A 25,629-nucleotide genomic window follows, 5' to 3' on the forward strand; every position below is an offset into this window, starting at 1 on the left:
CCAATCCTCAATCCATCTAAGCTAGGGCTGCCCAATTATACTACGGTGTGACGTTATAGCTGTAATCGGCTGCTTCGGTTGTGCCTTGGGTGGTTGCATTGACCACCAAAACCGCTCGCTGATTGGCCGGAATGACCCAGCGGGCCTTGCCGTTATCAGTTGGAATTGACATAATTTTGATTGCCCCAGTTTGATCATACAGCACTGCCGTGAGCATCCAGCGTTGGGCTAGTTGATTGCGTATTGGCACAAAGCCCGCACCTTGCCATTGTGGCGTTAGGCCAGCGATTGTGAGATCGCTCAAAGCCAAACCAGGAGCATTATAGGCTTCGTCGTTGATAACCCAAAAGCGTAATTGAATGCTTTGGCCCGCCCACGGCGTGAGATCGACGCTTTCTGCTTGCCAGCTGGTTTGTTGGCCTGTCCAGCCAGCACCAATATTCAAGCCAACTCGATTAGCGCCCGTGCTGGCTGAGGTGGCGATGGCCTGCCAGGTTTGGCCTTGATCAATCGAGACACTCAGATAGGCATAATCGTAATCTTGCTCTAAATCAAACCAGCGTTGATAGCTTAATGTGCTGCCTGCGCTTGGAACCTCAAGCGCTGTAGTTAATGTGCTAACTCGCGCATCGCCACGGCCACTCCACCATGTGGCGCTATTTGTCACAGCGGCGGCGAAAATAGGCACAGTGTTGTTGCCCTGCCATTCAACTGTTCGTTCGAAGGCTGCTGGCTCAAAGGCCAAATAATCGCTGCCAAATTGCTGAATGCTGAGGTTTTGTTCGCTACTTTGGGCTGGTTCTGGCATCACAGCACGCGGCAGATCATAGCCATAGCGGCCATCAGCCAAACTGTCATCATTAACCAAATTGGCCACCGACCAAGCAGCAAACACGTGGTCAAAGCTGCTCATCTCAGGGTAGCGGGTGGCCATCAGGCTGGTAATGCTGGTCAAATTATCGCCAGCATCGGCAGCGGCCAAGGTTCCCATCGGCAAGCCAGCCAGCTGCTGATCGAGGTAGCTCAGAAAAAGCTGGGCCGCGCCATAGTGCTTGAGGGCAGTGCCTGGGCTGCTGGCCCATGCAGTCAGTTGGGTATCGGGCGAGGTCAGAAAATCGAGCGCCAAGCTATCGTTGCCATAGCCTGAGCGCTGTTCGCTGAGCATCGAAGCGCCTTCGTTGATCCATGTTGCTGGGTGGCTCAGCACATTGCGCTGCAATAAATGCTGCATCTCGTGGATGACGGTGGCGACATAACTTGGATCGTTGGGTGGCGTGGCCGCAGCGTTAATCACCACCATCTCGCGTTCATTCGAAAAGGGGTTGATCGCCTGTGGCAATTCGTTATCGCTGGCATAGTAGCCGCCCGCCCCGCTAATATTGGTATTGAGCACGGTTACGGGAACTTTGGGCCAAGCTGCTGGCGGATACCATTTGGCGAGTAATGGCCAGCCAGCTTGCTCAAATTGCTGGGCAGCATTACTCAGCGCTGCTTGGTCAACTGGCAAATCATCAGCCACATAGATTAACAAGTGGGTTGTGCTGAGTTGAAGGGTGGCACTGATATTGCGCTGTTGATTGCTCGTCAAGTCGGTAACCCAAAAGCTGCGTCGCTCGTATGGAGGTGGCATTTTGGGAATTAAGGCTGCTGGCTTGGACTCAATCAAGCGCCAATCAACCGCCAATTGGGCTAAATCGCGCTCAAGCCCCTGTTGGTTGGCTTGTTCCACAGCTGCTTCATCAGCAATTATTGGAAATGTTGTGGCGACAACCTGCGTCGGATTGAGAGATTGAGTTGGCGTTAACACGCTCGCAGTTGGTGGTTCGGTGGGCTTTGCAACTGTGGTTGGGCTACAACCGGCCAACATCAAAAGCAAAAGGCAGATTCGCCAGCAACGCATACCATTGATCCTTATCGCAATTTTGCTATCAGGATAGCACAGAACTTCGGTAGACATGGCATGGTTTGCCATCTATAATCGCAGTATCCTCCGGTAGAATAGTTATTGAAGGAGCGAAACCCATGAAACAATGGATGAGCCGTATTTTAGTCGGCGTTTTAGCACTTTCCTTGAGCGGCTGTGTTGCCTCACAAATCGAAACTTCGATTAAAGATGATGGCACTGGCACAAACACTTTTAAAGCGGGCTTGGGCGAAAAAGGTTTGGCCATGCTCCAAGAGCTTGGTGGCGACGATGCTCAAGAACCATTCGCTGATGTTAAAGAAGGTGTAGCTGCCTATCCCGCCGAATGGGGCGCAACTGCCGCTGATTGGCAAGAAACCATCAATGGAACGACCTTCAAAGGCGTGAAGGTTGACATGAAGTTTGATAACCTTGCTATGCTCAATGAGCAACTGAACAAATTTATGAGCGATTCGGATAGCGAAGAAATTCCAGCTACCCAATCATTATCAAATTTGAAAGTGACTGATGATGGCGATAGCTATACGGTTACTGGCAATGCAACCGCTACCGACTTGGCCGCTGACCTTGCAGCCCAAAGTGGCGGCGAAATGGGCGAATTACCCAGCGAAGTTGAAGATCCAAAAAGTGCTGTGATTGTTTGGCAAATCACCTTGCCTGGCGAAATTACCGAATCAGGCCCACCTGAAATTACGACCGTCAATGGCAATACCGTAACTTGGAAGATTCCTGCCGACAAGGTTGCAACCTATAGCTTGAAGGCTGTTTCATCGAAGGGTGGCGGGAGTAACTTGCCATTGATTATTGGTGGCATTGGCTTGTTGGTGGTTTTGGCAGGTGTCGGCTTATTTGTGATGAATCGCCGCAAAGCAGCTCCGGTCGCCGCTGGCTATCAACAATATGGTGGCCAAACCTACGACCCGAACGCCCAACAAAACTATTCAGATCCCAATGACCCTAACCGCAAACCATAACCAAACTTGAAACCTTTTGGCCAACACTCCGTCTTTAGGGCGGAGTGTTGGCGTTTTAGCTGGCAAAATTGCGGTACGATTAGAGTGAGCGATTTTTGATTAATGGAGGCTTGTGTATGCGCGCTTGGTTGTTGCTTCTCGGTCTGGTGTTGTTGAGTGGGTGTGTGAGTCAGCAACAACGAACTGAATTTAATCCCGATGGCAGTGGTTCGTATGAAATTCGCATTGGCTTTTCGCAGCAAATGCTCGATTTTGCCATGATGGGCAGTTCTGGAGTAAGTGATGATGCGCTTGATGATGCACTGAATGAGTTAGGCTCAATCGCCGATGGCTTGCCTACTGAATGGCAAGCGAGCAACGAAGCTTGGAAAAGTGATGATGGTAAATATCGCGGCACCTTGATTCGGATGCAATTTCGCGATGCGGCGATGTTGCGTGATCAATTGACGAATAGCGACTTGAACGAATTGTATAGTTTGGTGCGTTTTGAGGATGTTGAAGTTATCCAAGATGGCCGCGAAATTCGCATGCTCGCAACGGTCAAAAATGGCGAAAATAGCATGTTCGATAGCCAAGAAAGCGCTGATATGCTAGGCTCTGGGTTGATCGCTAGCCCAACTACAAGCTGGACAATTCGCTTCCCTGAAAGTATCGATTCGTGGAGCGAACGCGAAATTGCCTCAATCAGCGAAGATAAAAAGACCTTGACCTATGATTTTCCCTACCCGCTTACCCGTGATTATCAGCTTGAGATCGTTGGGACATTAAGCCCTGCTGTGCCACAATGGGCGCTTTGGGTTGTTGGCGGTTTAGTTGGAGTTGGTTTGATTTTGGTTGGGGTTGGCTTTGGGTTGAGCCGCCGCAAGTCGACCACGAGCTATCAGCCCTATGATCCAGCAACTGCTGGCCCGAGCACTGCGCCCTATCCAGCAGCTAGCCAAACTACACCGCTATCTCCGCCAAGCTACACACCCAAGCCTGCTGAATATCAACCAAGCGATAGCGTTGCGCCGTATATAGCTAAGCCTGCTGAATATCAACCAAGCGATAGCGTTGCGCCGTATGTGCCCAAGCCTGCTGAGTATCAACCAAGCACCAGCTACGAACAGCCAACCAGTTTTGGCTCAACGCCTACCGAGTATGGTGGACGCACGCCAACCCGCTCCTTGGGCACGTGGCAAGATCCCAATGATCAAGCCTAAAGCCGATAGGGCGAGTGCGGCGCTGCATTTGGTTTATTGAGTGCTTGAATATGATTAATTGCTGCCAGCGGCCCAATAATCACCAGTTGATCGCCGCTGGTCAAGCGTTCATCACCACGTGGGCGTAAATCTTCGCCATTACGCCCACGCCGATAGAGCACCGAAATATCATGTTGATTTTCGACTGTCTGAATCAAGCGGCCATCAAAAATGCCATCACGTTCAACCACAATTTCCACCGTCGAAAGCAATTTTCCTGCAACATATAAGGCGTTGGTAATGCCGCGACCCAAGGCTGCTGCGGCCAAGGTTGGCGCTGCCAAGGCCGAGGTGCTAAATGCGGTCTGAATGTTAAACGCCGAGCTAAGTTTGCCCGCCAACGAATCGTTGAACACCCGCATCACAATATGAATATCGGGGTGTTGTTCGCGCGCGGTCAGCGCAATATCAAGGTTGGTCAAATCGTCGCCAGTGACGACGGTTAGCGAGGTGGCATGATGCAGCCCTGCTTGTTGCAACAGCTCTGGCTGGCGCGCATCGCCAATAATCACCGGCACATGCTGGCCCATCACCAATTCATGAAACGGCCCATCGCTATGGGCATCGATCACCACAATATCGCAGCCGCTGGCCAGCAATTGGCCTACAACCCGATAGCCAATCTTGCCCAAACCACACACAATAATGTGATCACGATAGGTTGATGCTAACGCCATTTGCCATGCCTCCCGTCGATTGCGTTTATCGAACAGCAAAATGCCCATGTTGAGCGCGCCGCGTGCCAGCAAAATAATATTCAAGGCTGGTGCCAGATAAAACAAAAGCTGCAACCACCATGGCTCGGGCAATGGCACAGGGTTCAGGGTCATTTGGCTAAATGCTTGATACAGCGCTTCGTTAAATGCCAGTACTGGGCGCGTACCAGCCCAAATTGCCATCGTAAAGCCCAGCCAGAGTAAGAGCCACAAACCCAACCAGACCCACGAATCGCGAAACACAATCCAGCCGTCGCGCAACGAGGCAGCGACCAAGCGTTTCCAACGGGCTTTGCGGCTAGGGGTTCTGGCTCGTTTCATGAAGCTTACTCTCTGAGGTTAGTTGCTGCTGACAGTAGTAGATTGCGCCGGAGATGTCAAGCCATCAAAAACCGCAGAAGTAGCGCGATTATCCCAAACCCAATTAAATAAAGATTAAATGTTGACAGTAACCTAAGCTATGCTACTATTATTGTTAGGTTTGTCGTTTAACTTAGTTAACAAAAGGACCCAAACGATGGCGCGGATTTACGAAAACATTACCCAACTTGTCGGCAACACGCCGCTGGTGCGCTTGGGCAAAGTTAATACCACGGGGGCGACGGTATTAGCAAAGCTTGAGTTTTTCAACCCAGCGAGCAGCGTCAAAGATCGCATTGGCTTGGCGATGATCGAGGCAGCGGAGGCCGACGGTCTGATCAATCCAACCGAAACTACGATTATCGAGCCAACCAGTGGCAATACTGGCATCGGCTTGGCCTTCGTGGCAGCAGCCAAAGGCTACCGCATTGTGCTGGTTATGCCAGAAACCATGAGCTTGGAGCGGCGCAAATTGCTCAAAGGCTTTGGCGCTGAATTAGTGCTGACTCCTGGGCCAGAAGGCATGACCGGAGCGATTCGCAAGGCCGAAGAAATAGCCGCCGAACGACCTGGGAGCTTTATTCCGCAACAATTCAAAAATAAAGCCAATCCAGCAGTACACCAACGCACAACCGCCGAAGAAATTTGGAATGATACTGATGGCGCGGTTGATATTTTGGTTTCTGGCGTTGGCACTGGCGGCACACTTACCGGGGTTGCCTCGGTGCTCAAAGCACGCAATCCGAATTTCAAGGCCATTGCAGTTGAGCCAACTGCCTCGCCGGTGCTTTCTGGTGGCAAAATGGGGCCACATAAAATCCAAGGCATTGGCGCTGGCTTTATCCCCGATGTGCTTGATACCAGCTTGATCGATGAAGTTATTCAGGTGACCAACGAACATGCCTTTGAATGGGCGCGCAAATTGGCTCAAGAAGAAGGCTTGATGGTGGGTATTAGCTCTGGGGCTGCCGCTTGGGCCGCTTTGCAAGTAGCTGCTCGCCCAGAAAATGCTGGCAAAACGATTGTCTTTATTGTGCCAAGCAACGGCGAACGCTACCTCAGCACGCCATTATTTGATGCTGAGTAGGCTTGAGGGGTCAGGGGCTAGTTCTTAGGAATCAGAAGTTGGGATTTTACGCTTCGTGAGTGTTTTGACTAAAAAACCTGACCCCTAAACAAAACCACCCCCAGCATATTTAGGTGCTGAGGGTGGTTTTTTTGTGTTTGAGCGCAACTTAGGCAGCTGGAGGAGCTTCGTCGCCGTCGATGCCCAATTTATCTTTGGCGGCTTCATAGACATCGCTAGCTTTATCGCCAACGACTTCAGCAGCATCGCTAATTTTTTCTGCTGCTTGTTCTGCAAGGTCGCCAGCTTTTTCAGCGGCATCGCCTAAAAATTCACCAACCGACTCGGCAACATCCTTGGCTTTATCAACCAAATTTTCGAAAAACCCTGGTTCATTATCAGTCATTGGGGTTTCCTCCAAAATGCCACGTGGTAGCTACCACGATCCGATGCTTCGCTCTATTGTAGTGGATTCATGCCAAGTTACAAGTAGCAATTTGGTTCCATTCTGCTAGATTCAGCACTGATCCATGAAGGCTATTGGCTTTGGGCTTTGGGCTATCGGGGGCATGATTGAAATTACCCATGCAGGCTGAAACCGCGAAGAACACGAAGGACATGAAGGATAAGACTATAGGCTACAGGCGTTAGGCTATGGAAACAGAATGTTTATAATATTCGGGGATTAGATTTTTAACGCAGAGGCGCAGAGCATAAATGCATCAAGGATGCGGAACAATTTTTTGGGTTTTAATGATCGCTCCATCCAATAGCCATCAGCCTATAGCCAAATTCCCTCTGGATTAAACGTGAGCAATGAAGTTTTTAGCCACAGATTGCCACAGATTTGTTTGACTCTTTCTACCAAAAGCCCAGAGCCTATAGCCATCAGCCTATAGCCCAACTAATGGAATGTTTGATTTTTACTTATAATGATGAGCGCTACATAGCAAGGAGTGAAGAATGAAAGTAATTTGGAGTTTTCATTGCGATTATTGTTTAGCATGGCAAGAGTTTCACGATGATGATTGGGAATTGCCAGATGATTATTATTGCCCCAAAGGCCATGAACTTGTAACTGCTTCGAAGCAATTGCTATCCGATAAACCAATTATTTGTTTGTATCCAACCAATACCTATGATCCGGTTAAAAAACAAACCAGCGAAGACAAGAATTTTTGGGTGATGATTCAACATATTCATACAGGCGAGCAAGTTTTTTCACAAAACTTCTATCTCTTGGCCGATGCGCTGAAAATTGTTGAAAATTTACATCTGTTGACCTGGGAGCGAGCACTGTGGTATTTGCAATTGAAAAAGATTTAATCATTGGATGAGGCTACAGGCTCTGGGCTATCGGGGGCATGGTTGAAATTACCCATGTAGGCTGAAACCGTGAAGAACACGAAGGACACGAAGGTTCAGTTTTTTCTCCATAGATTGGCACAGATTATCGAGATGAATTTTTTTGGCCACGAATTGCACGAATTTCACCAATTGATGAGCTAAAAGCCCATAGCCTCTAGCTAAGAGCATCATCCCTCATAATTCATCCTTCATCCTTCGGTTTCTCTGCGCCTCTGCGCCAAGAAAATTAATCCACGAAGGTTATAAGCTTTTGACTTCTGACTTTTGACTTCTGACTTTTGCTCTTCATCCTTCATCCCTCATCCTTCATCCTTCGCCGTTTGCTCTCTGTTCTCTGTTTTTATTCTGGTACAATATACGCACAGTTGAGCGACTAGATTTGAACATAGAAATTTCTATGTTCGTTGTTTTGATGGCTATGCAAGCAAATCAGCATATTATTGACCTTGGCAAAACCTTGGCTGCCGAGGAAAAAGCCGGTTGTGACGATACCGCAACCACCGAGGGAATTAGCGTTTTTCTGCGCGAATGGCAAGCGCAGCATCCCCAAGCCTTGCACGAACCAGTGGTGCAGGGCGTGCTTGATGCGCTCGACGGCTATTCCGATTTGAGCCATGCCGAACGTGAGGCTCGTTTGAGCGTTGCGCTTGATCGGCTGCGCAATTTGTTTCGTAAACAGCCCAAAGCTCCGACTGAACCGGTTGGAGCCGTGCCGCCGCTCGATACCTTGCTGAAAAATTTGGCGGGCATCGGGCCAAGTACCGCGCGATCGTTTGCCAAGCTGGGCGTGCATACCCTCGAAGATTTGCTTTATCACGTGCCGCATCGCTACGATGATTTTAGCAAACGCAAGCAGATTTGCGATTTGGTGGTGGGCGAAACTGATACCGTGATTGTGACCGTCGATGCGATTAAAAGCTTCAATGCCAAAGGTCGCCAAGGGGTTGAAATTACGGTCGGCGACGATACTGGTGTGCTCAAGGCTTCGTGGTTTCGCGGCACGTGGATGGCCAAGCAATTTCGTGAAGGCATGCGCATTGTGCTCAGCGGCAAAGTAAGTATGTTTCGCGAAATGAAATCGATGAGCAACCCACAGTGGGAGCCATTTGTCGAGGACGATTTGGTGCATACTGGCCGACTTGTGCCAGTTCACCCGCTAACCAAAGGCCTGCAAGATCGCAATGCTCGCCAAGTGATCAAACGAGTGGTCGATGTGCTTACGCCAACCTTGCCCGATCCATTGCCAATTGAGCTACGCGAACGCGCTAGTTTGTTGCCTTTGGGCGTTGCAGTCAGCCAAATACATTTTCCTGATAGCTGGGCGATGGTGCAACGAGCGCGCCAACGTTTGGGCTTTGATGAATTTTTGTACATTCAGCTGGGCGTGTTGCAGCGCAAACGGCTCTATCAAGGCGTGCAAGGCCAGCCGATTGCTTTTAATCAAGCAATTCACGATGCCTATTTGGCTTCGTTGCCCTTTGCTTTGACCAATGCCCAAGCCCGCACCTTTACTGAAATTTGCCGCGATTTGGAGCGACCCGTACCAATGACGCGCTTGGTGCAGGGCGATGTCGGTTCGGGCAAGACGGCGGTTGCAGCAGCAGCCTTGGTGCAAGCAGTCGCGGCGGGCTTTCAAGGCGCGATGATGGCTCCAACTGAAATCTTGGCCGAGCAACATTATCGTGGCCTGAAAAAACTGCTAGCCAATGTTAAAATTCCTGGCCGCGAAACGCCGACCAATGGCGATTGGCGCAGCGATCTTGACCAAGAAAAACGCAATCGGCTGGCGCAAATTAAGCAATTGCTGATGCTCGCCGATGAGCCAGAGCCAGAGCCGGGTGGCATTCGGGTGGCACTGTTGACTGGCAGTCTCAAGGCTCGCCAACGTCGCGAAGCACTGAAACTGATTGCCGATGGCGAGGTTGACATTATCATTGGCACTCATTCGCTGATTCAAGCCAATGTCGATTATCAGGCGCTTGGCTTGGCGGTGGTCGATGAACAGCATCGCTTTGGGGTTGAGCAACGTGAGGCACTTAAACGCAAGGGCTTTAATCCGCATCTCTTGGTGATGACGGCCACGCCAATTCCACGCTCGTTGGCCTTGACGATTTATGGCGATCTTGATGTTTCGGTGATTGATGAGCGCCCACCAGGCCGCCAGCCGATTCGCACCAAATGGATTAGTTCAGGCGAACGCAGCAAAGCCTACAAGCATATGCGCAAAGAGATTGCTGCTGGTCGTCAAGCCTTTGTAATTTGCCCGTTGGTTGAGGAAAGCGAAAAACTCGAAGATGTAAAATCGGCGATTGTTGAGCAAGAGCATTTGCAGCACGAGATTTTCCCTGAGCTGAAAGTGGGCTTGATTCATGGCCGCATGACGGCGAGCGAAAAAGACACAATTATGGCGCAGTTTCGCGACCGTGAATTTGATATTTTGGTGGCGACGGCGGTAGTTGAAGTAGGGATCGACATTCCCAACGCCACCACGATTATGATCGAAGGTGCTGAGCGCTTTGGCTTGGCCCAATTGCACCAATTTCGCGGGCGGGTTGGGCGCGGCAGCCATCAATCATTCTGCATTTTGGTCAGCGACAAAGAAGATAACGATGTAACGGTAGCGCGGCTTTCATCGATGGAAGAAAGCGAAGATGGCTTTCGCTTGGCCGAAGTTGACCTTGAATTGCGTGGGCCAGGCGAGTTTTTTGGTATTCGTCAAAGTGGCACGCCCGATCTCAAAGTGGCGCAACTGACCGATACGCGCTTGTTGCATGCGGCACGAATCGAGGCCGAACGTATCTTGAAGATTGACCCTGAGCTAGAATTGCCTGAGCATGCCAAGGTGCGCGAAAAGCTCCAAGCCTTTTGGGCTGGCATGGAAACCCAAAGCAACTAGCTATACTGGTTCTTTGGATTGGCAATCAGGATCATTCCCTCACCCCCAGCCCCTCTCCCACTACATGCGGGCGAGGGGAGCGTGGTTCCCCCTCGCCTCGCGGGCGGGAGAGGGGGCTAGGGGGTGAGGGGACTTGCCATTGTTAACGCAATAAACCATTACAACTAGCTACTACAAAGGTTGCGAAAATTGCTCAACTAAAACACCAAAGACCCTCTTGACAGAGAGTGATTGGTGGTGTACTATATATTCAAACCTTCTCCTCTCTCTTCTCTCCCACAAGCGGCTCCATTATGCGAGCCGTTTGTGGTTTAAAACGCTTTTTTATTTTCCTCAAGCCAAAACTCTTTGCTTTTGCGCTTAAAAATTTTTGATTTATCTCCAACGGTAGCGAAACTGTAACATTCTGTCACTTGGCGCATGCTATGCTCAAAGCCTAAACCGCGATCGCCCAAGCGTGATGGTTTAGGTACTTTAAGGATTAAGCTTGCCGTTCGCTCGCGACGGCGCTATAATCGACAGACAATCAACCCTCACATTGATTCCGTCGTCGTTTCAAGTAACTCCAAAGGAGGAGTCTCTATGAAAGAGTACGGTCCGGATCGTATCCACACAATTGGCCTGTTTGGCCATGGCGGTGCTGGCAAAACAACCCTCGCTGAAGCCCTGCTTTTCGCCAGCAAAGCCCTACCACGCATGGGGCGCGTCGAAGATGGCTCAACCGTGAGCGATTACGACCCCGATGAAGTCAAACGCCACGCCTCAATCAACCTCTCGGTGATTCCAATCGAATGGAACGGCAACAAGTTCAATTTTATCGATGTGCCTGGCTATGCCGATTTTCGCGGCGAAGCTGCTGCGGCGCTCAGGGTTATCGATGGCATGGTGCTGGTGCTCGATGCCGCTGGCGGGGTCGAAGTTGGCGCAGAATTGCTTTGGCAAATGGCTCGTGAGGCGAATATCCCACGAGTTGTTTTTATTAACAAGCTTGATCGCGAAAATGCCAACTTTCAACGGACCGTCGAACAAGCCAAAGGCCTGCTGAGCGAAGCAATCACGCCGATGCATATGCCAATCGGCAGCGGAGCCAACTTCAAGGGCATTGTCTCGTTGCGCAAACGCAAAGCCTGGCTGCATCATAATGGCAAAGATGGAGCCTATGAGATCGCCGAAATTCCTGCTGAGATTCGCCCAGCAGCGCTGCAAATGGCCGATGGCTTGATTGAAAAAATCGCCATGACCAACGACCACTTGATCGAGGAATATTTGGAAGGCGGCGCGGAATCGCTTAGCGATGAAGAGCTTCGCCAAGGTTTTCAGGCTGCAATCAATGCGCATACGATTATGCCGCTGTTTATCGGCTCGGCAACCACGCTTTCGGGCATTCCCCAGTTGCTCGATGGCATTCTCGATGCGATTCCCTCTGCTGCCAAGCGTTTGACCACCGCCCACGATTTGCGCAACGATGATGATTATTTTCTCGAAGGCAAATCAGACGAGCCACTGAGTGCGCTGGTTTTCAAAACCCACGTCGATCACTATGTTGGCCGTTTGAGCTGCTTCCGCGTATTTAGCGGCGAGCTGCACTCAAACTCAGTGGTGCGTAATGCGCGTACAGGCCGCGACGAACGCATTGGCCAACTCTTCCAGCTGCGCGGCAAGGAGCAAACGCCAGTCTCGGTGGTGCATGCAGGCGATTTGGGAGCTGTGGCCAAGCTCGCCGACACGCTGAGCGGCGATACACTTTATAGCTCCGACAATCCCTTGCGTTTGCGCGGCATTAGCTACCCCGAAGCCGCCTTTACCGCCAAAGTCACGCCGCACTCCAAAAACGACCTCGACAAGCTGGGCAATGCACTGCATCGAATTATTGAAGAAGACCCGATTTTGCAGCTTGGGCGCGACATCCAAACTGGCGAAACTTTGCTTTCGGGCTTGAGCGAAACGCACTTAAATTTTGTCGCCGAACGAGTGAAGCGCAAATTCGATGTGCATTTTGATTTGGCAATTCCCAGCGTGCCCTACCGCGAACGCATCAGCAGCACAGCTAGCTCAACCTATCGCCATAAAAAGCAAACTGGTGGGGCTGGCCAATTTGCCGAAATTTCGCTGCGGCTTGAGCCATTGCCCGCCGATCCTGATCGCGCTGATCCACTTGAATTTGCCAGCGAGATTGTGGGTGGAGTGGTTTCGCGCTCGTTTTGGCCAGCGATTGAAAAAGGCATTCGCGAATCGATGGCCTTAGGCGTGCTTTCTGGCCACCCAGTGATTGACGTGAAGGCGGTGATTTACGATGGCAAGGAACACCCAGTTGATAGCAAAGAAATTGCCTTCAAAACTGCTGGTAAATTTGCCTTCCGCGAGGCTGCCCGCAAAGCCAATCCGGTAATTATCGAGCCAATTTATGCGCTTAATATCAATGTTCCCGATGAATATGTTGGCGATATTTTAAGCGATTTGAATGGCAACAAACGGGGGCGGGTTCAAGGCATGGAGCAAATTGGCCATAGCCGTACCTTGATTACCGCCCATGTGCCTTTGGCCGAATGCCAACGCTACTCGACCGATCTGCGTTCGATTACCCAAGGCCGTGGCGATTTTGTGATGCGGCTTGACCATTATGATGATGTACCGCACAGCGTCGCCCAAACCATCATCGCCAATGCCAAACAGCACCACGACGATGATGAATAGAGCTGATGAAGGATGAAGTATGAAGGATGAGGGATGAAGGCGGAAATCAAAAGTCAAAAGTCAAAAATTTAACGCAGCGGCGCAGAGAACCAAAGGATGAAGGCAGAAATCAAAAGTCAAAAGTCAAAAGAAGAGAGGAATGGCTATAGGCTATTGGCTTTGGGAACGTAATCAATAAATTTGTGGCGAAAAGAAGGGATGAAGGATGAAAATTCGGGCTATAGGCTTTGGGCACAATTCCTATAGCCTATATGTACTGGTATATTGCATTAACCACCGCATGATCCTCTCACCCCAACCCCTCTCCCATCCGATGGGCGAGGGGCTTTAACCATATGGTTCTGCCGCAATGCGTGGTAAAAAAAGGTCTGCTCCCCTCGCCCGCGTTTAGTGGGAGAGGGGCTGGGGGTGAGGGATAGTTGCTCCTCCAATGTACCAGTACACCTATAGCCTATAGCCCATAGCCCATAGCCATCCGTCTCTCTGCGCCGCTGCGTTAAACCCCCAATCTCTTATCCCCTATGCTCTATGCTCTATGTTCTTACTTCCCGATCCCCAACCCCCAACAACCAATCCCCAAAGTTAAAGCAAAAAAGCCCACAGATGGGGCTTTCATTGCAGAACAGTGCTAAAAATGGCAGGGCTTATTGCACGGTGGTGCGGGTACCGATGCCGTTAGCAATGTTGAAGCGGCGAACCAACCGTGATTTGCGGCGGGCTGCTTGGTTTTTGTGAATGATGCCTTTAGCGGCTGCTTGGTCCAAGGCTTTCAACGCTGCTGCCAACGATTCTTTGCTAGCTTCGTTTTTAGCATTGACGCTTTGAGCTGATTTCTTGACCAAGGTTTTGAGTTGTGAGCGCACCATAACGTTGCGTGCATGGCGGCGAGCAGTTGTCCGAATGCGTTTGCGGGCTGAAGCTGTATTAGCCAACGTGACCTCCTCGAAGGTTTGGTATCATAAGAAAACGCCGAGGCCACGCAGCCTGCGGCTAATTTGGATTCGCGACGATGGATTATACCAGAAAGAATCAAAATGAGCAACGAGTCATTATCGCCGACTCCCACGCCCACTTCCAGCCCGTTACGCAAGCGCTCGATGAGTGCAGTACTCAATAGCGCAATTGTGATGTTGGGCTATTTGTTGAGCCGCGTGATTGGGATTGTGCGCCAAACGGTCTTGTCGAGCTACTTTGGCACCAATATTGTCAGCGATATCTATACCACCGCCTTTCAAATTCCCGATTTGTTGTATTTGGTGATTATTGGCGGCGCGTTGGGCACAGCCTTTATTCCAATTTTTATCGAGGCCTATACCAACCAAACCCATGAACGAGCGTGGCAAGTTGCCAATTTGGTGATCAATGCTGCCTTGGCTGTTTTGAGTGTGGTTTCATTAGCAATTTTGCTGCTGGCCGCCCCGCTGCTGCGTTGGCTTAACCCCACCTATACCCCTGAACAACTAGGTTTGGCGATTTATTTGGTGCGCTTGTTTATGCTCTCGCCATTGCTGCTTGGGCTGGGGGGCTTGGCAATGGCAATGTTGAATGCGCTTGATCATTTCACCATGCCAGCCTTAGTTCCTGTGATTTATAACGTGGCTATTATTGCGGGAATTGTGCTTATTGGGCCGTTGCTGGTGCGCTTTGGCTTAGTACAACATCCGATCAGCGTGGTTGAGCATAATGGCCAAGCGGTCTCGATTGAAGGCGCTGCATGGGGCGTGGTGCTGGGTGCATTACTCTATTTGGTTTGTCAATTGCCGGTGCTCTATCGGGTGGGCTTTCGCTATCAAGTTCTCTTCAATTGGCGCGATGCTGCCTTGCGCCGGATTGGCCTGTTGATGGGGCCGCGGGTGTTTGGCCAAGCAGCGATGCAAATCAACACCATTGCGATTTTCAGCTTTGCCAAATTGCTTGGCGATGGCCGCGCTACGGCGTTGAGCAACGCATTAACCTTGATGTTGCTGCCGCATGGCATTTTTGCCCTCAGCTTAGCAACCGTGATGTTTCCCCAACTCAGCCGCTTGTATGCGGCAGGCGATGAGGAAGGCTTTAATCAAACAACGCGCAGCACCTTGGGCACAGTGTTATGGGCAATTATTCCCGCCGCTGTTGGCTTGATGCTGCTGGCCACGCCGATTGTTCAGGTGCTGTTCCAACGCGGCAACTTCGATAGCCAATCGACCTTGTGGGTGGTGCAAGCCTTGATGATGTATGCCACGGCGCTACCAGCCTTTGGCGCTGCCGAAATCTTGATTCGCGGCTTTTATGCCCGCCAAGAAACCACGATTCCGGTGGTGATTGGGATTGTAACCGTGGTGTTGAATATTGGTCTGTGTTGGATACTGACTCGGTATAGCACCAGCCATATCGTGCTGGCTGGCGCATTTAGCGTTACCAACAACCTTGAATTATTGTTGCTGCTGGTAATGTGGCGGCGGCGCAATGGCAATCTTGATGGTGCTGGCCAATTGCAGCGCTCGTTGCTCATTACGCTGCTTAGCTCGTTGGCGATGGCGTTGGTGTTGCAAGCGCCGATATTTAGCCTGTTGATTGTTGGCTTGCTTGGCTTAAATTATACGTGGCGACGTTTGAATGCCGAGCCACTGCCCCAATGGCTGGGCTTTGCGATTGCAGCGGTCGCTGGCTTGAGCTTGGCATGGCAGACCAACTTATTCGATCTATCGGCTTGGGTGCAAATTGCGCCGCAAACCCAAAGTTTGGCGAGCTTGTTTGGCTCGTTGCTTTTTAACGGCTTATTGGCGATTGCAATCTATTTTGCTTGCTCAAGCGCCTTGGGAGCGCCCGAAGCAGCAGTTTGGCAACAACGCATTTTGGGGCGGCTGAAACGACGCTAAATCAGCTGTGAGCTAATTCACGCTAAAATTGCTCCATTCGTGACAGAATATGACACATAAGCCAATTATAGTACCTACATCAACAGATAGTTGTTTATGGAGAAACGTAATCATGGCTACACGACGGATTTCAACGCTGGTAATGGCAGTTTTGGGTTTGATTATGCTGGTTGGTTTATTCTTGCCCTACATTCAAAGCACAAGCTCGCCAGATTTAAAGATTAGCGTGTTTCAAGTGCTTGGTGGCGAAATTAGCGATTTGATTCCAGCAAAAAATAAAACAATTTACTTGGTTATCGGGGCTGCTGTCGCAATTGGTGGTTTATTCGCATTACTGAGCCTGACTGGCAAAAAAGTGTTTGGGGTTTTCACCATTATTGCAAGCTTCTTGATTGCAGCATTCCATGGCTTGCTTACAATTGGCTTCTCGGAAAAACGTGATATTGTGGCAGGCTTAGGGTTTTGGTTGCTCTTAGCAGCAAGCTTGGTTTTGTTTGTTACAAGCATTGTCTTTGTTGCGCGCAAACCAAAACTTGTCTAATTGATTGTGGCGGACGGCGGCAGTTCCACCCAACTGCCGCCGTTTTGTATTTAATTAGCGATTAGATTTAGCAAATGGTAGATACATACGATAATTTAAATTTGGCACCAGCGTTGGTGTGCGGCTTGGAGTTGCAGTTGGCGTGCGACTTGGGGTGATAGTAATCGTCGCAGGCGTTGTGGTGCTGGTTGTAGGCGTGCCTGTCGCCGTTCTGGTTGGCGTGTTGCTTGGTGTCGTCGTTGCGGTGCTAGTTGCAGTTACGGTTGGGGTGGCCGTGCCGCCATTGCCTGCCAAGCCCATTTCATACAAATTGGGAAAATTGCCAGTCAGCAACAACATATTCAGCAAGCGCCAAGCGTTGGGATAATAGCTGTTGGGCGTGTCTTTGGTGCTCAGCACGGCGTTGTAGGCTTGTTGGGGAGTGGTTTTGAGGCTGGCAGTTGCAGCGCCACAATTGACAGCTTGCGGTGCTGGCGCGGCCCAAATCGCGGCAGCAGCATTGGCCACGAAGAACACGCCACGATAATTATCAACCGAGGTGCCATCGAGCCGATAGCGGGCTTGCAGGTTGTCGATGCCGACGCTACTGAAAAAACCACCAATTTCGTTCATGGTTTCGCGCGAGCTAGCGGTGTTGTACCAGGCTTTATCGATTGCGACCCGCCATGCAAAGCGCGCTGCATCGTAGCTCCACCACGCCGATTCCTCAGGCTGCCACGAAACATACTGCACATCACCATCATATTGATTCCAATTTGGCACCAGCTTCGAGCAATTGCCAGCTTTGGCTTGCACCAAATTGGTGATGGCGTAGTTGCGGCTATTGACGGCGGCCCATTCGCTATTTTTATTGGTAAATTTGCCAAAGACCGTGCTATAGCCAGGTGAAAAATATGAGAGATTAACAATACCTTGCGTATATTCGGTCGCAGTCGACCAAGAATCACCTGGGAGAAGCTCGTTGCCTTGGTTGTTGGGCAGGCCAGCAGGTGGGTTGCTGCCAGCATGATCAACCTCGTAAGTATAAATATTGTTGATCATTGTTGTGGCTAAGCTGCAATAATTGAGACCATTGCTGCTGGCGGGCCAAACCCCCTGTTGCACTTTGACACAGGCATTGACAAGTCCCAAGGCCATATCTTCATCGCCATCGGTGGCAGCGCCACTGCCATTAATTTGGCCGGGATTGCCGATGTGCCAGTGCATCAGGCCACGGCTGGTAAAGTAGTCGCGGGTAAACAGCCACAACCCATCAAAGGTCGTTTGATCGTCAAATAACGAGGCAAACAGCATGCCATAGCCTTGACCTTCGGAAACCGTCGTGCTATTGCTGACCCCACCCAGCACCCGCAAGCGATTGCCGCCAGCGTTATTGCTGGTAATTTGGGCGCTTTTCCATTCGTTCCATGCTTGCGTGAGATCGGTCACATTGTAGTTAATGCCTGAAGCTTGATTATAGGGAAAAGTAAAGCCTTGCGGGCTAGCCTTGGCTGCTTGCTCACGTGGCAACGTGAAGCCGAGGCCGACTAAAATTGCCAAAATAAGCCAACGCGCGTGGAATGCTTGCTTCATCGAAGTTGCTCCTAGACACAAAAACAAGGATGCAGTTGTGGGCTGCATCCTTGCAATAAACCGACGGCTAGTATACCAAGAATCTTATGGCGCGACGCTACAAGCAGTGCCGTTCAAGCTAATGCTGCTTGGCTTGGGGTTGCTGCCGCTGTAGGTTCCTTGGAAGCCAAAGCTGGCAGTGCCGCCACTGGCGATCGAGCCATTCCAGCCAGCGCTAGTGACGCTGACGTTTTGGCCAGTTTGGCTGACAACGCCATTCCAGAGATTGGTAATTTGTTGATTGCCTGCGAATGTCCAAGCCACATTCCAGCCATTAATCGCTGCCCCGTTGTTGCGAATGCTGACATCGGCGGTGAAGCCACTGCCCCAATCGTTGTTAATGGTGTAGCTGATTTGGCATGCGCCAGCAACTGGCGTATTGGTTGGCGGCGCGCTGGTTGGCACTGGCGTGTTGGTTGGGCGAATCGTTGGCACGGTGGTATTGGTTGGCAACACGTTAGTTGGCACCGGCGTGTTGGTTGCTGGCACGGTGGTATTGGTTGGCAATACGTTGGTTGGGCGTGGTGTGCTGGTTGCAGGTACGGTGGTGTTGGTTGGCAATGGCGTGCTGGTTGGCGTAACGCCGTTGGCTAATTCATAAATATTGGGGAAGTTGCCAGTCAGCAGCAACATGCTCATCAAACGCCAAGCGTTGACATAATATGAATTAGGTGAATCTTTTGTTGCCAAAACCATATTGTAAGCTTGTTGCGGCGTGGTTTTGAGCTGGCCCGTGGCCGCGCCACAATTGACAGCTTGCGCAGCAGGAGCAGCCCAAATCGCAGCAGCAGCATTAGCCACAAAGAACACGCCGCGATAATTATCGACCGAGGTGCCGTTCATTCGGTAGCGCGCTTGCACATTTTCGATGCCAACGCTGCTGAAGAAACCACCAACTTCGTTCATGGTTTCGCGTGAGCTGGCGGTGTTGTACCAGGCTTTATCGACGGCAACGCGCCATGCAAAGCGCGCTGCGTCGTAGCTCCACCATGCGTATTCTTCTGGTTGCCACGAAACGAGTTGGGCATCGCCATCATATTGGTTCCAGTTGGGCACGAGCTTCGAGCAGTTGCCTGGACGTGATTGAGCTAAGTTGGTAATTTCATAATTGCGGCTGTTGACTGCTTCCCATTCGCTGGTTTTGCCAGTGAATTTACCAAACACGGTGAAATAACCAGGCGAGAAATAGGAAAGATTGACGATCCCTTCTGGATAATCGCGGGTCAGATTCCAGCCATCGCCGGGCAATAATTCGTTGCCGGGGTTGTTGGGCAAGCCAGCGATTGGGCTTGAGCCTGGGTGATCAACTTCATAAGTATAAATATTGTTGATCATTGTTGTTGCCAAGCCACAATAATCGAGGCCATTGCTGCTTGGTTGCCAAACGCCCTTGCGCACCTTGACACAAGCGTTGACGAGGCCCAAGGCAATATCTTCGTCGCCATCGGTGGCGGCGTAGCTGCCGCGCAATTGGCCTGGATTGCCAATGTGCCAGTGCATCAAGCCGTTGGGGTCGAGGTGATCGCGGGTGAACAACCACAACCCGTCAAGCGTGTTTTGGTCGTCGAAAATCGAGGCGAACAAAATGCCATAGCCTTGGCCTTCGGAAACCGTCGAGGAGCTATCGACCCCACCCATCACGCGTAGGCGATTGCCGCCACCAGCATTGTTGGCGGTGATCATATTGCTTTTCCACTCGTTCCAAGCCTGCGTGAGATCGGTCACATTGTAGTTAATGCCTGAGGGTTGGTTATAGGGAAACAACAATGGGCTAACATTATTGCCTTGAGCAGATTTAGATTGCAGCCATGGCACGCTAATCAGCGCGAGTAATGCCACGAGCAGCAGCATTTTGCGATGCTTTAACATCAAACAACCTCCGAAAAGAACAATTCAGAAAAAAGAGGGCAGACAATTAACTGCCGCCCTCAGTTTACTCTTTATTAAGATATTTAATGGATAGGCTAAAAGTCCTGCAATTTAAGTTTTATTAACCGATGCTCGTCAGCAAGCGCTAGCGAGCATCGATAACGCTTATTGGAACAAGCGATCGTATTCGGCGTACGCCATTGCGATGTCTGCTTGGGCCCAGAAGCGGTGGTAGGTGAAGGTTGGTGCTGGGCCACCGTTGAGGTAGGCTTGCACTGCTGGGAAGGCTGGATCATCTTCATACTTGGTGCGAATGCTCAAGAACGTCGATGAATTGTTGATTGGATCACCATTGGCCATCGTGCCAGTCCAGCCGTTTGGCACAGACACTGGATCATCGAAGCGGTTGTAGTCGCGGCGGGTTTCTGGGTTAGCAACGCCCTTATCATCGCGATACTCCGTCCACATGCGGTCGATCAGCTCTTTGGCCATGGTTTGTGAAGCAACGTGTTGGGTGCCATAGCGCTTGGTCGCAGCGCTGTAGTACATCAAGGTTTTGGCATAAGCGGCGGCAACACCCACGTCTTGGGTTTTATCAACAACCGTGACGTGCAAGTTGGTGTTGGCAGCTGGGTTGCTGGCGTTCCAAGTCGCTGGTTGGCCAGTCCATGCCAAGGTTGATGGAATTTCGTAGCTGCCATTGCTGGTCAAGGTGGTGTTGGCCAAAGCCCAGGTTACCCACTTATCGAGCACGTTTTTGGCTTTGACATCGCCTGAAGCGTAGTAGTATTCGGCGACCCGTTCCATCGACCAAGCTTGGAAACCAAACCAGGTGTTGCTCGCAGGATCGTGGTAGACCGGTTTTTCGTCGTAGGCCATGTTGTAGAAGGTGCTAGTGCCTGCTGGCGGGGCTTCGTAGCGACCATTCCAGCTGTTGGTAGCACCACCTGCGATTGCGCCTTCGCTTGATTGCAACCAGGTATAGAACTCAATTTGGCGGGTCAAACTGGTGTTCCAGTCGCGAGCGCCGTTGGGTGAAGCTGGTTTGAAGGCTGGTTGGCTGCCCAAGATCCAGGCTGCCATTGGGTTTTGGTAGCCGAAGTGATTGTGGCTGCTACCGATGCGCCATGCCCAGCCGCCGCCGTTGCCAATCGAGCCGCCCCAAGCGTAGTACCACGACAACAGATAGTGAGCGCTGTTGTAGCCTGAGCCTGCTGGGCACGAGGTGGATTTACAGCCAATTTGCTTGAAGTACTTGTCGAAGAAGGCGTAGCGCAGGTAGTCGCCCATCTTGGAGGCTTTGGTTACCAAGCCATTGACGATGGGTGAGCCGCCTTGCTCGTCGGCCCATACTTTAGCCCAGTAGATTGCTTGGACAGCACGGGCATCAGCATCGGGAGCATTGGTGTAGCGCCATTGGCGGGCATAGCTTGCATCGCCAGTGAACAAATCTAAGAAGCCGTTGGGGCCGCCATCATTGAAGCTTTCCCACGATGGATGGGGCACAGTTTCCCACACTGATTCTTGTGCGCCACGTTGGAAGGTATTGATATATGATGGTTTGCTGGTGCCATCGCCACGGCGGCCATAGCCATACCAGTTATCAACATCGAGCAACCAGTGCATGCCATAGACATCGCTGGTGCCATAGGCCGAGCGCAATTCGGCGGCAATTGGGTCTTGGCCAACTGAAACGTTGGTTTGCAATTGTGATGGATAAAGATTTGGTTGTTCCCATTCGCCAGCGTAGGTGGCTGGGCTGTTGGCGTTGTATGAACCACTGCTTGGTTGATCTTGGCTGGTTGGAATGATGTACATTTCCATGTTGCGCCAAGCATCGGCCAATGGTTGCCAGTTGCCAGTTGCTTCGCCATACATGGCTTCGAGCCACAACCAGTAGCTATAGGCTTCGGATGTGGTTTCGTGGCCATAATCTGGGGCTTCAACAATCAGGGTTTCGATTGAGTGGTAGGGCACGCCTTCTGGGCTGAAGTAGCCATTGGCTGGGTTTTTCAGCTCAGCGTATAGCTCTAAGAAGCGTTGATCATACGTATCGTCGCCTGGAATGGTTGGCGTGCTGGTTGGTGGCACCACGGTTGGCGTATTGGTTGGGCCGTTGGTTGCGGTTGGTGGCACGGTTGTGTTGGTTGGCCGCGTGGTCGCGGTTGGCGGCACAGCCGTATTGGTTGGTGGGACAACTGCGGTGTTGGTTGGCCGCGTGGTTGCGGTTGGTGGCACAGTTGTATTGGTTGGGCGGGTCGTTGCGGTTGGATTTGGATTATTTTCACCACAAACCACACCATTTAAGGTAAACACGGTTGGCAGGGCATTAGCTCCGCTGTAGGTGCCTTGGAAGCCAAAGTTTACAGCGCCACCGCTACCAATTGCCCCGTTCCAGCCAGCGTTGCTGACCGTGACGTTTTGGCCAGTTTGGCTGACCACGCCACTCCAGAGATTGGTGATTTGCTGATTGCCAGCAAACGTCCAGCCAACTGTCCAGCTGCTGAGTGCAGCGCCATTATTTTGAATGTTAACATCGCCGAGGAAGCCACTGCCCCAATCGTTGGGTACGCGATAGGTGACAACACAACTGGCAGCAGCAGCAGTTGGCTTGGCATTCTGAGTGGTCAGCAGACCACCAATCATTGTTAGCAGCGCTAACAACATCGCCCCACGGGCATAATAGTGTCGAGACATACATGCTCCTTGGATAAATGAAAAGTTCAGAGACAATACGAAGCGAACCTCTGCCCAATCGACGGCAGAGCTATCTATTTCCATACAACTAGCGTGCGAGCCTAGGGCAATGGTTGCATCAAACAGCGCGGATCGTTCGCTGCAACCATTGCCGAGGATTTGCTAGTTGGTTATGGCACAATCGTACAAGCAGCGCCGTTTAGGCTGAAGCTTGCGGGAATGCTATTGGTTCCGCTGTAGGTTGCTTGGAAGCCAACATTGACCGAGCCGCCACTGGCAAGATTACCGTTCCAGCCAGCGTTGCTGACCGCGACGTTTTGACCAGTTTGGCTGGCCACGCCGCTCCAGAGATTGCTGATTTGTTGATTACCAGCAAAGCTCCAAGTGAGCGTCCAGCTGTTGATGGCTGCGCCACCGTTGGTGATGGTCACATCGCCAAGGAAGCCGCTGCCCCAATCGTTGGCAACGCGATACTTGACTTGGCATGCGCCAGCAACTGGTGTGTTGGTTGGTAGTGGCGTGTTGGTTGGCAACGCGGTTGCGCTTGGCAATGGCGTTGCGGTGTTGGTTGGGCGGATGGTTGGGGTTAAGCTTGGGCCAACGGTTGGGGTTGCGGTATTGGTTGGGCGGGTCGTTGGCGTAAGGCTTGGCCCCGTGGTTGGGGTTGCAGTATTGGTTGGGCGCACGGTTGGCGTAGCAGTATTGGTTGGCAACGCGGTTGCGGTTGGCGTTACGTTGCTGCCACCAGGCTCATCGCCAAAGACCTTCACGCCATTATCGTAGACTGGAATGCGGCGAGTTTTGAGCCGATCAGTGCTCGTACCAACACCATTGAACGACCAGTCATTGGCGTTGTCCCATTGTTGGGCATTGGTGTTGGTTGGCAGCGAAAGCCGGAATTGCACTTCTTTGCGTGATTCCGATTGGCCGCCCGGATAGACGTTGATCCCAGCAAAAGCGATTTCGACATAGTAAATTGTGCCAGCCCATTGCTTGAGCGCCGAAACGCCTGAGCCTTGGGTATAGGCGCTGCTTACTGTGATGTCGCTCAAGCCATAGCCAGCAGCAAACACTTCGCTCAAATCAACAAAGTAGCGATAGCTGAGTTTGGTGCTGTTGCGAGCGGGCCAGGCACTTTGGTTATGCACTACGCCGCTAATTTCGATGAAGCGTGGGCCTGAAGCATTAACTTTGGCTTCCACGAAAAATTCATCTTCAGCGGTTTCAACTGGTGGGAAGCTGGCAAGTGGCGCGCCGCCAAATTCGCTATACATGCGAGCCAAGGCGCTCGTGAAGCCAGCATTGTAGTCGGTGGCAACTTCGTTGGCCACATAATCGTTGCGGCTATCGGTGTAGGCATCGCCCGAACCCTTGGCTGGGCCGCCAACCAACGCGCCGTACAAAATATGGCGTTGATTGATTGGATTGCTCAATGAGTCTGTCCACGAGCCGTGGGCGGTGCGATGGTGCACGTTGACTGGCGGATTGTTGCCGAAGCCAACCACATAGCTGCTATTGCGTGGGTTGCTGCCCAGCATGTAGTTGATTTGGCTGACCGCAAAATCGTGATAGCGCGCTTTTTTGGTTGCATCAGTTATGTAATCGCTGTAGACAAAGGCAGCGAATGAGGTATTGGCTGAGTAGCGCAAGGCTCCCCAGGTATCCAACTGTGCCAAGCCACCTGGCGAATAGGTGATGCGTTGGCCGTTGTAACCCACCGTCCAATAATCCAACCAGCGTTCGGTATCGTCTTTGTATTGTTGTTTGCCGGTCAATTTGGCCAGCAACAAATAGCAACCATAGGATTTATCGTCCCAGGCGATGCTCCAGCGATACGATTTGGTTGTGCTTTGGGGTTCGGTGCTGAGGTTGGCATAATATTGCTCAGCCTTGTTGAGGTAGCTGGCTTCGTTGGTTGCCCGATACAACCAAATTGCGCCCCAGACCAACTCATCGTTGTAGCCGCTCCACGAGTTGTAGAACGAGGTGGCATCGGTGATACAGTCGCTATATTTGCCGCGTACGGTGTCTGCAAAGCTGTAGAGTTGGCGAGCGTGGCTCAGCAAGGTGTCAGCATAGGCTGGGTCGGTTGGCCGAAACACAATCGACGAGGCGGCCATGGCAGCGGCGGTTTCGCCCGCCAAATCCGAGCCACCACAGGTTGCATCAATTTTGTATGAAGGGCGTGGGCCTGCTTGGTCGTCGAGATGAACAATTTCTGCTGGCCCCCAGAAGGCGTGGTCTTTGCCACCATTGCCAACTTGGCCATACAACACATTGGGCGAGGGATGGGCGTTGATGAAATAGTTGTTGACGAAGCGCAAGTTGTTCAGCAATTCGTCAAGCTGGCCACTTTGGGCATAGGCATCGCGATATTCAACCGCGCCCCAAGCGAGCATTGTGGCCGATGCCGCCATTGGAAAGCCAAACTTAACGTGGTCGCCAGCGTCGAACCAGCCGCCGCTGAGGTTAAGGCCAACGTCAGCGCCATCGTTGAGCACTGAATCGCCGCGCCATGTGACCCGGTTCCAGCTTGGTTTTGGGCCAGCTTGTTGTGCTTCGTAGAAGAAAAAGGACTTTTGCAGTGCTTCGCCGTAGGCATACAGCGGCGCGGCTGCTTTGGTGGGGGTGGTGGGGCTAAGAACTAGCCCAGCAATCATCAAACAAGCAACGATTCCGGCGAAAAGTCGCCAGCGTTGGCTCGAACGTTCGAGCGGTGTACTCATCATTGGACACTCCTTCCTACATTGAAGGCTTTAATGTTGATTGCATGTGCTGGTGTGCTGCGTGGCACAGCACGACGATCATGATCGC

Annotated in this window: 16 protein-coding genes; 8 read left to right on the top strand and 8 right to left on the bottom strand. The window is 51.5% G+C overall.

Annotated elements, in window-relative coordinates; all coding sequences use genetic code 11:
* Positions 1 to 40: 40 nt before the first annotated feature.
* The gene (locus ACFMKP_RS01840) at positions 41 to 1,900 is read right to left on the bottom strand and encodes a hypothetical protein (RefSeq protein ID WP_382288545.1); all 1,860 of its coding nucleotides are present in this window, start codon (positions 1,898 to 1,900) and stop codon (positions 41 to 43) included.
* 122 nt (positions 1,901 to 2,022) lie between these two features.
* On the opposite strand from ACFMKP_RS01840, the gene ACFMKP_RS01845 reads away from it, so the two are divergent.
* Together ACFMKP_RS01845 and ACFMKP_RS01850 are read left to right on the top strand one after the other, a co-directional pair.
* Positions 2,023 to 2,898: an LppM family (lipo)protein gene (locus ACFMKP_RS01845; protein WP_382288547.1), complete on the top strand. Its 876-nt coding sequence runs from the start codon at positions 2,023 to 2,025 to the stop codon at positions 2,896 to 2,898.
* Between the two features lie 116 nt (positions 2,899 to 3,014).
* Positions 3,015 to 4,100, top strand: coding sequence for a hypothetical protein (locus ACFMKP_RS01850; RefSeq protein ID WP_382288549.1), 1,086 nt, complete (start codon positions 3,015 to 3,017; stop codon positions 4,098 to 4,100).
* On the opposite strand, the gene ACFMKP_RS01855 is transcribed toward ACFMKP_RS01850, so the two are convergent.
* Entirely contained in the window at positions 4,097 to 5,176 is a 1,080-nt protein-coding gene (locus ACFMKP_RS01855) for a potassium channel family protein (RefSeq protein ID WP_382288550.1), read from the bottom strand. The genes ACFMKP_RS01850 and ACFMKP_RS01855 overlap by 4 nt on opposite strands.
* Before the next feature lie 196 nt (positions 5,177 to 5,372).
* Here ACFMKP_RS01855 and cysK point away from each other — a divergent pair, with 196 nt between their 5' ends.
* Complete coding sequence (gene cysK, locus ACFMKP_RS01860; protein WP_382288552.1) at positions 5,373 to 6,302, top strand: cysteine synthase A; 930 nt, start codon at positions 5,373 to 5,375, stop codon at positions 6,300 to 6,302.
* A 148-nt stretch (positions 6,303 to 6,450) separates the two neighbouring features.
* Here the strand turns inward: cysK and ACFMKP_RS01865 are convergent, their stop codons facing one another.
* Entirely contained in the window at positions 6,451 to 6,687 is a 237-nt protein-coding gene (locus ACFMKP_RS01865; protein WP_110516188.1) for a hypothetical protein, read from the bottom strand.
* A gap of 557 nt (positions 6,688 to 7,244) precedes the next feature.
* Between ACFMKP_RS01865 and ACFMKP_RS01870 the strand changes: the two genes are divergently transcribed.
* The 3 genes from ACFMKP_RS01870 (at position 7,245) to ACFMKP_RS01880 (ending at position 13,239) form a co-directional block, all read left to right on the top strand.
* Positions 7,245 to 7,607, top strand: coding sequence for a hypothetical protein (locus tag ACFMKP_RS01870; protein WP_382288554.1), 363 nt, complete (start codon positions 7,245 to 7,247; stop codon positions 7,605 to 7,607).
* A gap of 439 nt (positions 7,608 to 8,046) precedes the next feature.
* A complete protein-coding gene (gene recG, locus ACFMKP_RS01875) occupies positions 8,047 to 10,545 on the top strand; it encodes an ATP-dependent DNA helicase RecG (protein ID WP_382288556.1) in 2,499 nt (832 codons plus the stop codon).
* A gap of 582 nt (positions 10,546 to 11,127) precedes the next feature.
* Positions 11,128 to 13,239 (top strand): elongation factor G, encoded by a 2,112-nt coding sequence (locus ACFMKP_RS01880; RefSeq protein ID WP_382288558.1) that lies wholly within the window; start codon positions 11,128 to 11,130, stop codon positions 13,237 to 13,239.
* 644 nt (positions 13,240 to 13,883) lie between these two features.
* Here the strand turns inward: ACFMKP_RS01880 and rpsT are convergent.
* The gene (rpsT, locus tag ACFMKP_RS01885) at positions 13,884 to 14,171 is read right to left on the bottom strand and encodes a 30S ribosomal protein S20 (protein WP_054535094.1); all 288 of its coding nucleotides are present in this window, start codon (positions 14,169 to 14,171) and stop codon (positions 13,884 to 13,886) included.
* 102 nt (positions 14,172 to 14,273) lie between these two features.
* On the opposite strand from rpsT, the gene murJ reads away from it, so the two are divergent.
* Together murJ and ACFMKP_RS01895 are read left to right on the top strand one after the other, a co-directional pair.
* Entirely contained in the window at positions 14,274 to 16,097 is a 1,824-nt protein-coding gene (murJ, locus tag ACFMKP_RS01890) for a murein biosynthesis integral membrane protein MurJ (protein ID WP_382288560.1), read from the top strand.
* 112 nt (positions 16,098 to 16,209) lie between these two features.
* Positions 16,210 to 16,638, top strand: a complete 429-nt coding sequence (locus ACFMKP_RS01895; protein ID WP_382288562.1) for a hypothetical protein — start codon at positions 16,210 to 16,212, stop codon at positions 16,636 to 16,638.
* A 54-nt stretch (positions 16,639 to 16,692) separates the two neighbouring features.
* Here ACFMKP_RS01895 and ACFMKP_RS01900 read toward each other — a convergent pair whose 3' ends face one another.
* From ACFMKP_RS01900 to ACFMKP_RS01915, 4 genes are all read right to left on the bottom strand, one after another.
* The gene (locus ACFMKP_RS01900; RefSeq protein ID WP_382288564.1) at positions 16,693 to 18,210 is read right to left on the bottom strand and encodes a glycosyl hydrolase family 8; all 1,518 of its coding nucleotides are present in this window, start codon (positions 18,208 to 18,210) and stop codon (positions 16,693 to 16,695) included.
* A gap of 84 nt (positions 18,211 to 18,294) precedes the next feature.
* Complete coding sequence (locus ACFMKP_RS01905; RefSeq protein WP_382288566.1) at positions 18,295 to 20,118, bottom strand: glycosyl hydrolase family 8; 1,824 nt, start codon at positions 20,116 to 20,118, stop codon at positions 18,295 to 18,297.
* A 165-nt stretch (positions 20,119 to 20,283) separates the two neighbouring features.
* Positions 20,284 to 22,815, bottom strand: a complete 2,532-nt coding sequence (locus ACFMKP_RS01910) for a glycoside hydrolase family 48 protein (RefSeq protein WP_382288568.1) — start codon at positions 22,813 to 22,815, stop codon at positions 20,284 to 20,286.
* 170 nt (positions 22,816 to 22,985) lie between these two features.
* Positions 22,986 to 25,544, bottom strand: a complete 2,559-nt coding sequence (locus ACFMKP_RS01915; RefSeq protein WP_382288570.1) for a glycoside hydrolase family 9 protein — start codon at positions 25,542 to 25,544, stop codon at positions 22,986 to 22,988.
* Between the last annotated feature and the right edge of the window lie 85 nt (positions 25,545 to 25,629).

Source organism: Herpetosiphon sp. NSE202 (assembly GCF_042688385.1).
Lineage (GTDB): Bacteria > Chloroflexota > Chloroflexia > Chloroflexales > Herpetosiphonaceae > Herpetosiphon.